Genomic DNA, 11,618 nt, shown 5'->3' on the forward strand with positions numbered 1-11,618 from the left:
AGTTCAATACCTCGCTTGCGGGAATGGCCGTTCCAGACGCCGTTATCAAATCGAAACAGCACACCCTGCTCGACATAGAAATTCTTGAGGCGGCCTTCCACAATCTTCTCGACCACGGCTGCCGGCTTGCCACTCTTGAGAGCTTCTTCCGTCAGCTTGGCTCGTTCAGCAGCAACAAGTTCCTGTGGCAGTTCGGTCGGATGTGTCGCCTTAGGCTTGAGTGCAGCAATGTGCATCGCTACATCACGCAGAACTTCCGACGACTTGCCGGCTCCTTCAGCCCGGAACAAGACGCCGTTTTTCTTGTCGTGATGAACGTATCCACCCACAGGGCCAGTCACTCGTGCGATCTTGGCCAGCACCATCTTTTCGCGAATCTTGTTGACGACTTCGCCCAGCAGATCGTTCAACGATTGACCAGGACGATCAGGGGCTGCCTGTGCCAACAGTTCTTCAGGAGTCGCTGCACCTGGCCCGTTCAGCAATTGCTTGATGCACTGGTTGGCCAAAAAGTTGAAGTCTTCCGAAACAGCCACTGGTGCCGATTCGCACTGCAGTTCAATCATGGCGGCTTCGCTGCCATCAGGCTTGATCTCAATGACAATCAAACCTTCCTGCGTCGAATTTTCCGACCGCTTGACCATCACCTTCTTGCCCCACTCCTTGAGCAGAGCCAGCGCCTTTTCCTGATCGCCACCGGCTTCAGTCAAAGCCTTTTTGCAGTCCATCATGGGCAGGTCGGTCATCTCGCGTAACTGTTTTACAGCGGCTGCAGTAATTTCCGCCATCTTCTCTCTCCTGTCGGGACAAGCCGAATCAATTTCGTTGAATAGAGTCAGTCACTCGATCATGAGGCTGACAACTTGAATTCTCTCACGTTCCAGCGATCCAGCCGGTCGCGAATGATTTAAATATCAAGGCTCTGAATCAGAATCAAAAACTGGCCGATTCTGGATTCCAGACTCAAATATGAGCCTTTGGGTTCATTTGCAAAAGTAACTTCCGGCAAAGAAACCAATTCTTCGCCAGAAGTCCACAAATCACATTCCCGTTCCCAGTCGAAACTGGCGGGCTTTGATCAGCCAGTTCCACTCGAAACCCCAACCGCCGCTCGCTGAATTTCCGCCTGGATTGGCTTACAGCGATGGACGTGGCTTGAGTTGCTCTTCGACCAGCGGTTCCACCTTTTCCTGTGGCAGAACGCTCTTGCCTTCGAGAATCGATTCTGTCAGGTGCTGCAGGACCAGTTGAATCGAGCGGATGCTGTCGTCGTTGCCGGGAATGGGCAGATCGACCTGATCGGGATCGCAATCCGTATCCAGCAGAGCAATCGTCTTAATGCCCACGAGTTTGGCCTCGTGCAGCGCGTTGTGCTCTTTGCGGGGATCGACAATGACCATCGCTTCTGGCAGACGGTTCATGTTTCGCAGACCATCGAGGTTGCGTGTCATCTTGGTGCGTTCGCGGAGCAGCGTCGAACGGCGTTTCTTCGAATACGTCTCGATTTCGCCGGATTCAAAGAGCTGATCCAGCTCTTCCAGACGCTTGATACGACCACGAATCGTACGGAAGTTCGTAAAGACACCACCCAGCCAGCGGTAATCGACGAATGGCATACCGGCCTGATTGGCATACTCACGGATCGCATCCGAAGCCTGCTTTTTGGTGCCGCAGAACAGAATCAGGCTCCCCTGGGAAGCCACCTTCTGCAGGTATCGCTTGGCTCGCAACAATCCGCGAACCGTTTCCTTGATGTCAATGATATGGATCAGATTGCGGCGTCCGTAGATGTAGGGCCGCATTTTAGGATTCCAGCGGCTGGTACGGTGACCGTAATGAATCCCGGCTTCAAGAAAATCCTTGACGACAATATCGCTCATGAAATCACCCAACTACTGCCGGTTGAGGCAGGGCTCGATCGCTGAGAAACGAGTGCAGCAACATTGCCACTCTCCTCGCCGGCCGACGTGGGAGCCTCCCAGTCACCGCCAAAAGCTATGCAGGCACAGCCTTCGGTTCTAATTTGATATGGCCAGATGGTAGTCGGCCGCCCGAACACCGTCAAACCTGCGGTCGTCATCCAGTGGACTTTTGTTTATATTCCGTATGAGTTTCGCGAGAAATCACTCTCTGTGAACTTCCCCTTCATTTCTGGAGGCGAGGAGCGGCAGGATTTCGGCGGATTCGTATGCCATGAACCGCACACTGCCATCGCAGAATAGAAAATTTCCTCCCCCGGCATGCAGGCTCCAGAAGTGGAGGGAATCGCAAAGCTCGTCGAGGCGGCCCGGTGCAAAGGGATATTGTTGGTCCGGGCAATGACCATCGGTAATAAATTTGTTGTGCGGCGTCTGGGCCACTCGCTCTTCAACTCCCAGCAGCATGTCGGCGGAACCACTCCCCTCCTGACCAACTCCTGTATACCACCAGCCAAAATTGTGATCAGGACTCGGCGGACGCTCCCCCACGCATAGGGTCTGGCTCGTGCCATCGGTGATCTCCGCCAGTCGAATGCGTTTGCCGTAGACAAGCACGCCGGTTGGACTTCGATAATCCACACCCGAAACCCCCAGGTAACTCGTCATTCCCACCAGAGCTCCTTGAAGGGTGGGCGCATTTCGGGGGCGCGAGGCTCTTTCGTCAAGCGGACAGACGTAAGCGGCCATTGTTTTCGCAAATGGATAATGGGGTGGATTCATGTACGGTGTGTTATAGATCCGGTAAGCACGCTGAGACTCCTGCCATGGTATTGTCTGCTCAAGATGAGGCAGAATCGGTACCATCCACGACATTTCCAGTTGTTTTGGATTGGTCGAAGGATCCGATTTTCCGGCGGGAAGAAAGCCCTGAGCCGCCTCGAAAGTGTGAAGTGCCAAACCTATCTGCTTCAACTGGTTCTGGCACTGCAGCCTGGCCGCTGCCATTCTTGCCCACTGAACTGCTGGCAAAGTGATTCCAAGCAGGATGACAATCATCCCGATGGCCACCAGCAATTCAATCATCGTGAAGCCTCTGGCGGCTAAACACTCGCACGACGGCGTGCGATCAAAGCGACGGCAGCGCATAGCAATACCCCTCCGCAAACGAGCCACCACCAGCCCCAGCCTGTTTGAACTCCTTCAGGCTCAGGTAATCCATAATGAGTCAAATAGGCCTCTTTCCGATCCCATGGGACTTCCCACTGCGAATAATCAAATTCATCTCGCTGACTCGCAGGCTTCGCATTTCCTTTGTCATCAATTGAGAACACTTCGACCAGAGAAGGTAATGCCATACCTTGCACAGTCTGCCATCCCGAAAATCGAACTCCGTTGCACACTGGAATGCTTTTATCCGGCTCATGCACCTGATAGCACGATTCGTAACGCACAGGAAAATCGTTGTACTGAGGTGCGTAGTAGATTTTGACTCTTGAAGGGTTGTCAGAACTATAAATACGGCGAGAGAGCACCTCCTCTCGAGACAACGTTTTCAACTCAAATTCAATAAACTTAACCTCAGCACCCTCAATCGTTGCACTTCCCTGATCAATAACCCGAGAAAAGTTCTGGCTAAGCTTATCCGACTTATTAGCTAACCATTTGAGAGTTCTCCATTGCAGTCGATCAGCCTCATCAAGAGGGGGCAACCCTCCACGGTCTGTAGAAAGGACGAGCGATTTCAGCACCCAGGGATCATTGGAATAGCGCTCGAGCCGCGCCTGATAACCAGGATTAGAAATCATCATATAATGATGCTTGTTGCTACGGCCTGAAAGAATCGATACAACAACGAAATACTGACCGTCTCTCTTAATAGAGACTTTTCCGGGCTTTGTATCGAGAACCCTCCCAGTTTCAGGATCGATCTCCGGACTCGTGATGTTTACAGAATAGCGATCCCCTGCCGAATACGACGCCCATTTGTGCAGGAGACCGGAAAGCAAAGGATCGTGCGGCTTGCTCTGCGCTGAAACAACAGCAGGTACTGCTGAAAAAGCTGCGCAGAGCATAACCGTTATCATACATGCCGTTTTTGTTGGGTAAATCAACAATTTATTCTCGTTCTATTGTGCGTACACGGGGCAACTGAACAACCATTGCCTGGCGAGAGACAGCAGGCTGAATCAAACCTTCGCAAATGCCTTTGTATTCGGATGAGTTTTCAAAGATGGTAGATTCTTATTCCATCTAAAACAGCAATATGTAAAGACTGCAAGCATCGCTTGATGCGCTGCTTTTGATGATAATCAAGATTCACTCCAGGCGATTCTCCCCTTCATTTCTGGAGGCGAGGAGCGGCAGGATTTCGGCGGATTCGTATGCCATGAACCGCACACTGCCATCGCAGAATAGAAAATTTCCTCCCCCGGCATGCAGGCTCCAGAAGTGGAGGGAATCGCAAAGCTCGTCGAGGCGGCCCGGTGCAAAGGGATATTGTTGGTCCGGGCAATGACCATCGGTAATAAATTTGTTGTGCGGCGTCTGGGCCACTCGCTCTTCAACTCCCAGCAGCATGTCGGCGGAACCACTCCCCTCCTGACCAACTCCTGTATACCACCAGCCAAAATTGTGATCAGGACTCGGCGGACGCTCCCCCACGCATAGGGTCTGGCTCGTGCCGCGGGTCATATCGGAAAACCGGACCACTTGATCAAAGATCAGCACACCGTCCGAGGTCATGTGGTTTCTTCCCATGACTCCCAGGTAGCTCGTCAGGGCGACGAAGCCTCCGTCAAGCGTTGAGGCACTTCGAATTTTTGACGCTCGCTCGTCGAGTGGACAGACATAAGCCGGCACAACCTGGGCAAACGGATAATGAGGCGGGTTCGCGTAGGGGCTGGCTTTCATTTCATAAGCGGCTTGAGACTCATGCCAGAGAGTGGCCTGTTCGAGATGGGGCAGGATGGGAATCATCCAGGACATGGAATGCTGTTTGGGATTGGTTTTTAAGCCGGTCTTGCCCACAGGCAACTGGCGATGTGACGCTTCGAACGTGTGGAGTGCCAGACCAATCTGCTTGAGCTTGTTCTGACATTCCAGACGTTTGGCGGCATGGCGTGACCACTGAACAGCGGGAATCGTAATGGCGATCAGCAGGCCAATGACTCCCATCGCCACAAGCAGTTCGATCAATGTGAAGCCGCTCTTTGCGGCTCTACTTTGCTGGAAAATGAAGTCCGCAAAAACGCTTGACAGCGAGCGGCAAGACACGGATCTGCGCAGTTCTGCGTTCATGTGTGCCGCCTAACGGCGATAACCCAAACCGCGAAGCATGCCAGTCCTCCCGCAATCAGTAACCACCACCAGCCCAATCCTTTGGACACACCCTCCGGTTCTGGCAAGCGGTAATAAGTTAAATACGTCTGTTCTTCGGGGAAGGGAGCGTCCCACTTCGAGTGGTCGAACGTGAGAGTCTGCATCGGCGGTCCGTCGAGGGGTGAAATCCACAACTGCCAGATCTCGGCCTTCAAGGGAATGTTCAAACCATCGAGTTCACTCCATTCGCTATACGCATGGGCGATCGGACGATGATACGACTTCCCGTTAGAACTGAAATTCAAATCGAAGTCGACACGGACAGGTGCTCCATCGACCTTGGAGGAGAGATAGAATTTGGCTTTAGGAGTATAGTTGATTGGTTGTAACGCCTTTTTACGCTCTTCAGGAACATCGGGAAAGGTTGCTTCGAGCACCCGAACCTCTTCACCCCGCCATGTTTCTCGCGGGAGTTCCTTCAACAGGACACCGGGTTCGCCGAGTCGGTCGCGGAGGATGGCGGCTTGGCCGAAGTGCGGCAACTCGTTGAAATCATGTTCCCGACTCAGGTCGGGTGGAAGATTCGATCCCAGTCCCAGCTTTTTCAAGACCCAGCGATCATTGTTCACTCGACTCAATAAGGCCCCGTAATGGGAGTTGCGGATCAACAAGTTTGTTAGAGTCGTCTTTGGTCCTGTGGGGAAAGGATTCTCCATGATGTGATCGCTCGCCGCTTTCTTCACATGGCTTATGGTGGAAGCAAATTGCACATCACCTGGATTCTCAGGGTTTACACGGGTTGATAGTGTCAAAGAATACTGGAACTTAGCCGGCAAGCTCGGAATCCTCCACCAGTTTTTAAGTTCAGCAGACGTCCATTGCTGTTGAGTAGGGTTGGATTGCTGGTCAGCCGCCTCGCAGGCGGGAGCAAAGCCCAGGAAAATCGACACTGCGGAGCAGATCGCCGATAGGAGCAAGAGGCCGCGAAGAGACTTGATAATGACCACATCCTGAGGATCATCCTGCGTGCTGACGCCATCGGAAAGTCGCATGCAGGTGATTTTATATAACGTGTCGCAATCACTCCGCGTTTCATGTGCTTCGAATGGTCTGTGGAGCAACATTATGAAGACCTCCGACGGATTAGAATCGTCATCGCGACTACCAGCAGCCCTCCCGCAAGCAGCAACCACCACCAGCCCCATCCCTTGGAGACACCTTCCGGTTCGGGAAGGCCGTAATAGGTCAGATAGGCCTGTTCCTTCGGAAACGGCGAGTCCCATTCCGAGTAATCAAAATCGGCGCTCCAGTGCGGCTTTCCCTGGGGCTCGAACGTGTCGCTGTACCAGCCTTCTTGTCGTCGGGGAAGGTGGAATCCACCGTGAGTGACCCAGTCGGTGTATCGGACTGTGGAATTCCTTGTTTTCGCTCCGGGCGAGTCGCCAAGTAAAAAAGTCTGGTCGAGACGTTGTATCGCATTCCCCAATCCTCTCCCGGAAAAAACGCGGACCCAGACAATGTGAGGAATATACCGCGAAGTCTCTTGACGCGTGCCGGACCGAGGCGGAATGGTGACTTCAAACATCTCCGGTTGGACGCCGTCGGCAGTCCCTTCGTAATAATCGTCGATACGGAGGCCACCCTCCTCAAACCGTTCCTTCAGTCCAAGACCGACATGAGTGGGAAAATGAAACGATTCCCACCGTGCATCGATCAGCGTGTCGTAAGCTTTCTGATGCCGCAGTGCCAGAGAATTAAGCACCCACTTTTGACCTGGAATACGCAGCAATTTGGCGGCGTAGTCGGGATTCACAATCTCGATGGCCTCCATCGCCCCTTCCGTATCCAGCGGGCAATAGTCGTGGATCCAGTGTCCTCCGTCCGATCGCACCGTTGATACATATCTCTTGAATACTTCTGTTGGAAGCTGATTCTTGAACTGGGATTGGGTTGATGAAATCTTCATTTGAAAAGATTCGGGACGATCATCCTTCGACCACCGCCGAAGAAGCTCGTCCAAACGTCGGCTTGCCACCACATCGTCGCCTGCACGACACTGTACATGTCGGCACGGCACGGCACTGAAGAGTAACCATGCCGAGATGAGAAGTATTGCAAAACAATGGTGGATCGGTCGCTGTGGCCATAAGAACATATAAAATGATCCAGCCGGGACGTTCGGGAGTCGAGTGATGAAGTCCAGAAATCAGACGCCCGACCACATGGCATACCGGACATCGATCCTGTGGAAATAGTCGTCAATCAGGGAGCCGGACGATTCAACCGGCATGGCAATTGCAATTGATACTGTCGGTTGGGGAATCCCGACACTCGCAGAAGGCAGCACCTCCAATGGGGTTTCCACAGATTGACCGATCGTTTCCGCACGTTCGAGGGCCTCCGTTTACTGAACGACGATCTTTGCAGGCATCAGAAGTTCCGTTACAGTTAATGTGGTAGGTTCCTCCATCTCCCGTTTCTTCCACATCCGCCGGGGTATTGTCATCGGCCCAAACGCTGGTGATAAAGGCGGCAGTCGAGAGGCAAAAGCAGGCGAAACCGAGGGTCAAAAATCTTCTCATGGCAAGTTTCCTAGTTGAGTGACAAAATCTTCGTTCAGAGACAATCCCTTCAGCGGATGGCCAACCTCGACACAGAGGTGGCAGTGGGAGAGACCACTGAACAGCGGGAATCGTAATGGCGACCAGCAGGCCAATGACTCCCATCGCCACAAGCAGTTCGATCAATGTGAAGCCGGAGCGATTCATACTGAGACTCTTTTCCAGCCCAGCCAGATAGCGATAACGAAACATCCTGCGACCACCCACCACCACCAGCTCATGCCCCGGGAGATCCCTTCCGGTTCTGGCAAGCCGTAATACGTTAAATACGCCTGTTCCTTGGGGAAAGGGGCGTCCCAGTTGTCGACGTTTAATAATGCTGTCTCGCTGGGAATGTCATTCCTGGAGATCCTCCACAATTGCCACGCCTCAAACTTCAACGGAAGTGAAAAATCGCCGACCTGACTTCGCTGACTATACGCAAAAGAAAGGGGCCTTACATAGGCTTTTCCGTCGAGTGTATATTTCAATTCAAAATCCATTCGCGCAGGGCCAGACGGTTCTGACTTCGTGAAATACAGTCGTGCCGAGGGAGGGAAGTCGATCGGCCCCTTGCCTGTCTTTTGCGCTTCTGAAGCTTCGGGGAAAGTGACATCCAGCACATCGACTTCTTCGCCATTCCAGTTCTCCGTCCACGTTTTTGTGATGGAAACACCAGGTTCTTTCAGACGATTGCGAATACCTACATTTGCACCAGAATGTTGTGAGAGCATCGCTTTGGGGTTGACCGTCAGTTCCGGCGGATGATTTCGCCCTGTCGACAGCCTTTCGACGACCCAGCGACCATTATCGATTTTTTGCAGCATAGCGGCATACTCTGGATTACAGATCTTGAGCCTGGTTATGGTACTCGTTGCACCAGTAGGCGAGGGAGATTCACAGACATAATACCCTGGTTGGAACTTGTAACGCCCAATGGTGGTGGCGACTCGTAGATCCTGCGGATTCTCCGGATTCAGACGAAGGGTGCGCTTCACCTCAAACTGGAAACGGTCCGGAAGTTCTGGAAGCTTCCAGCGATCCTCAATTATTGCTGGAGTCCACTTTCCAGAATTTATGGATTCGCCGGACGCCGCCACTCCCACAGCGACAAACTGTAAAAACAAAAAAATCCAAAGCACTTGTCGTAGTCTCAATCGAATTCCGACAGATAACCTGGACATTCCAACCCTCATCTCGAATATGTATGGACAACATTTCCGCAGTCGAACGATCTGCGGAAATGTTGTAGGGATCAGATCAGGAGAAAACAGATTTTAAAATCATCTATGTCTTTATATAATGAATGCTTGTTACTAACTCGCCTTGCAATAGCATAACGTCTCGTTTTCTGAGAGATCGAAGAACAGCACAGTCGCAATCTGTCGCGGGAGCAATGGCGGCTCCACAAATATCAGGATCACCCACATGACAATTGTTGCTTAACCCAGTGAAGGGGAACCCCCTTTGATTACAATGGTATGAAGGGCTTTGACATTTAGGATTATCATAAGTCGTTGGATCATCGCCAGGTTCTTCGTTCACAGGATCATCGGCAGAGACGCTCGCTATCAGTGCGATCGCACAAACACAGAGACAAATGGCGGATAGTGAGAAGAGTCTTTTCATGCGTTTTCCTTTAATTTCCAGAACATTCAGAACACAACTAGCGAACAGGATCACCTGTCAGCTTCTCTACACTGGCCTCATTCAACTTCTCGGCAATGGTCGCATGTGGTGGCGAGTCTCGAACCACCGAAAAAGTGAGCCGCTCCTGGCGCAGGCGCTGTTGATGGAGCTTGGTTGAGTTGATCGTTTCAGTCGCAGGCTGTGCTTCCGCCAAAGCGCTTTGAATCGGGCCGGGAAACTTGACCGCATTCCCCCCGCTGAACGAAGAAGAGTTGACGAGCTCTGCTCCATTGTGAGACTCATCGCCAATAAATAACGCCAGCGAGCCATCGCCCCGCTGGGCATGCGGAAAGAGTTTCAGCTTCATTTCCAGAAAAATCGTCTCCTGGGCGGGAATGACGAGCGGAATCGGTGTCACGAGAATGATACCACAAACAGATTCTTTACCGACGATCGCCACAGGTGTGCTGCGCACATTGCGGACAGGGATACGGGCCTCGACCCATTCCACCGAGGGTTCAATCGGCGTGGCGGGGATGGGGTGATGACTGCTGACGAGCGCCTGTGCCGAGATCGCATGCGGCCAACTGATCGATAACGCCAGCACCATGGCAAGAACCATCAGCGTGACCATGAGGAGTGATTCTCCCGCTGCTCGAGCCACCGGTCGCAACAGGCTTCCCGAGTGACGCGTGGAAACGATGGCACACAGATAGGAGACCACAATGATGCTGACATCGAGAATCACGATACTCCACGGACGAAAGCTCAGTTTTCCGAAGCAGCCGCAGGTCGTTTCCCCCGCGAGAGCTGCCGAGAGTGCAAAAGCCGCCAGGATCGTCATCAGGAGTGCCGCCAGGATCCAGACCTCGCGGGATCGAAAGTTGGTCAGAACCAGAGTGGCGACAAAGACGAGGATTGAGACTGAAAAGAGCTCAAAAGCGGTCGCACTCGAGGCTGGTTCGAAATAGAGCAGATCGTGCAGTGACTGATACGATTTCAAAGCGGCTGAGAGTATCAGCAGACTGCTGATCAGCACAGAAGCCAGCTTCGGAATGACGCCGAGTTCGGGCCAGAAGGCAGACGCTGCGCGCAGATCCATGAAGTACTCCCAAGGAGAGGTGAGTCTTGGATCAAATGCTCGCCAGCGCTGTGAGCAATGAACTCATGGACGCTAACGGTGTTAGTAAGCACCGTCAATAAAAATCTTTGATCTCATTAAGAGCTTCCCTTTCAACGGCTGAAGCTGATTAAACCGCTACAACGGCCCGGCGTTTGACGGCTCGGCGCTGACGACAGGCCTCACACCAGATACCGCGAGGCACCTTGTTTCAATAGCAGGTGGGCCACGTTCGCCCCGAGTTCATGAGCGGCATCAAGAGCGTTCCCACTGCCGTATTGAGCAAGTGGTTGATGCATCGAACTTGCCGCTGCTAACGTTTCAGAACCATCGGGGGCTATAAGAATCGCTTCCAGATGGAGAGTTTCGGGCGACTTCCACGAAGCCCACGTCCCCACGGGAGCATGGCAACCCGCTTCCAACGTTCGCAAGACGGCACGTTCGGCATCAACGGCCAGTCGTGTCTGGCGATCTTCCAATTGGCTGACCCAGCGGATCGTCGCTTCATCCCCGTGGCGGCATTCTAATCCCAAGGCTCCCTGACCAGCCGCTGGAAACATCGTGGGGGGTTCAAGAATCAGCGAGATGCGATCACTCCAGCCCAGGCGGGATAATCCAGCCACTGCCAGAATCAGTCCTTCGTACTCACCGGCATCAAGCTTTCTGATGCGCGTGTCGAGGTTGCCGCGAACTTCGGAGCAAACCAGATCGGGGCGAATTCTCAGGAGCTGTGCCTGCCGGCGGGGGCTGCCGGTCCCGATCCGTGCGCCACGAGGTAACATGGCGAGCGAGGCGGAGCCGGAAAATCCCCGGGGTAACAACAGCGCATCGGCCACCGGTGCTCGCGCGGGGACAGCGGCGAGTTCCAGCCCGGCTGTGGGAACAGTCGGCAGATCTTTCAGGCTGTGAACAGCAATATCTGCTCGGCCATCGAGCAACGCTGCCTGAACTTCGCGAGTAAGCGTTTGGGCTTATCGGCTTCGGGATGCTGCTCCTCAACGGGAACAATAACTTGTGATGCCGGCGTAGAAG

The 11,618-nt window shown here is 53.2% G+C and carries 10 protein-coding genes and 1 pseudogene; all 11 read right to left on the minus strand.

The window, feature by feature from the left end; translation table 11 throughout:
* Positions 1-788, minus strand: a 788-nt coding sequence (gene tsf, locus A6X21_RS00935) for a translation elongation factor Ts (protein WP_068845373.1), incomplete at its 3' end; no start/stop codon positions are given.
* Between the two features lie 348 nt (positions 789-1,136).
* Complete coding sequence (gene rpsB, locus A6X21_RS00940; protein WP_068845374.1) at positions 1,137-1,880, minus strand: 30S ribosomal protein S2; 744 nt, start codon at positions 1,878-1,880, stop codon at positions 1,137-1,139.
* A 243-nt stretch (positions 1,881-2,123) separates the two neighbouring features.
* Entirely contained in the window at positions 2,124-3,002 is an 879-nt protein-coding gene (locus A6X21_RS00945; RefSeq protein WP_068845376.1) for a DUF1559 domain-containing protein, read from the minus strand.
* A 17-nt stretch (positions 3,003-3,019) separates the two neighbouring features.
* Positions 3,020-4,030 carry a hypothetical protein gene (locus A6X21_RS00950; protein ID WP_131818111.1) on the minus strand — a complete coding sequence of 337 codons (1,011 nt, stop codon included), beginning with the start codon at positions 4,028-4,030 and terminating at the stop codon, positions 3,020-3,022.
* 205 nt (positions 4,031-4,235) lie between these two features.
* Positions 4,236-5,216, minus strand: a complete 981-nt coding sequence (locus tag A6X21_RS00955) for a DUF1559 domain-containing protein (RefSeq protein WP_083233306.1) — start codon at positions 5,214-5,216, stop codon at positions 4,236-4,238.
* A complete protein-coding gene (locus A6X21_RS00960) occupies positions 5,213-6,289 on the minus strand; it encodes a hypothetical protein (protein WP_131818112.1) in 1,077 nt (358 codons plus the stop codon). The genes A6X21_RS00955 and A6X21_RS00960 overlap by 4 nt, the downstream gene beginning before the upstream one ends.
* A 71-nt stretch (positions 6,290-6,360) precedes the next feature.
* Positions 6,361-7,128, minus strand: a complete 768-nt coding sequence (locus A6X21_RS00965) for a hypothetical protein (RefSeq protein WP_131818113.1) — start codon at positions 7,126-7,128, stop codon at positions 6,361-6,363.
* A gap of 388 nt (positions 7,129-7,516) precedes the next feature.
* Positions 7,517-8,050, minus strand: a complete 534-nt coding sequence (locus A6X21_RS25400) for a prepilin-type N-terminal cleavage/methylation domain-containing protein (protein WP_083233307.1) — start codon at positions 8,048-8,050, stop codon at positions 7,517-7,519.
* Entirely contained in the window at positions 8,002-8,835 is an 834-nt protein-coding gene (locus tag A6X21_RS00975; RefSeq protein ID WP_165603641.1) for a hypothetical protein, read from the minus strand. Before A6X21_RS00975 ends, A6X21_RS25400 begins: the two co-directional genes overlap by 49 nt.
* Positions 8,836-9,503: 668 nt before the next feature.
* Positions 9,504-10,568 carry a MauE/DoxX family redox-associated membrane protein gene (locus A6X21_RS00980; RefSeq protein WP_068845390.1) on the minus strand — a complete coding sequence of 355 codons (1,065 nt, stop codon included), beginning with the start codon at positions 10,566-10,568 and terminating at the stop codon, positions 9,504-9,506.
* Positions 10,569-10,768: 200 nt separating this feature from the next.
* Positions 10,769-11,533: pseudogene (hemC, locus tag A6X21_RS00985) on the minus strand (hydroxymethylbilane synthase); the annotation flags it as partial.
* Positions 11,534-11,618 lie beyond the last annotated feature (85 nt).

This window comes from Planctopirus hydrillae (assembly GCF_001707835.1).
In the GTDB taxonomy this organism is placed as follows: Bacteria; Planctomycetota; Planctomycetia; order Planctomycetales; family Planctomycetaceae; genus Planctopirus; species Planctopirus hydrillae.

Excerpts from the sequence above, each read along its gene's own strand:
- rpsB (WP_068845374.1), bottom strand. The coding sequence starts at position 1,880 with ATGAGCGATATTGTCGTCAAGGATTTTCTTGAAGCCGGGATTCATTAC.
- A6X21_RS00980 (WP_068845390.1), bottom strand. The coding sequence starts at position 10,568 with ATGGATCTGCGCGCAGCGTCTGCCTTCTGGCCCGAACTCGGCGTCATT.
- A6X21_RS25400 (WP_083233307.1), bottom strand. The coding sequence starts at position 8,050 with ATGTTTCGTTATCGCTATCTGGCTGGGCTGGAAAAGAGTCTCAGTATG.
- A6X21_RS00945 (WP_068845376.1), bottom strand. The coding sequence starts at position 3,002 with ATGATTGAATTGCTGGTGGCCATCGGGATGATTGTCATCCTGCTTGGA.
- A6X21_RS00960 (WP_131818112.1), bottom strand. The coding sequence starts at position 6,289 with ATGCGACTTTCCGATGGCGTCAGCACGCAGGATGATCCTCAGGATGTG.
- A6X21_RS00955 (WP_083233306.1), bottom strand. The coding sequence starts at position 5,216 with ATGAACGCAGAACTGCGCAGATCCGTGTCTTGCCGCTCGCTGTCAAGC.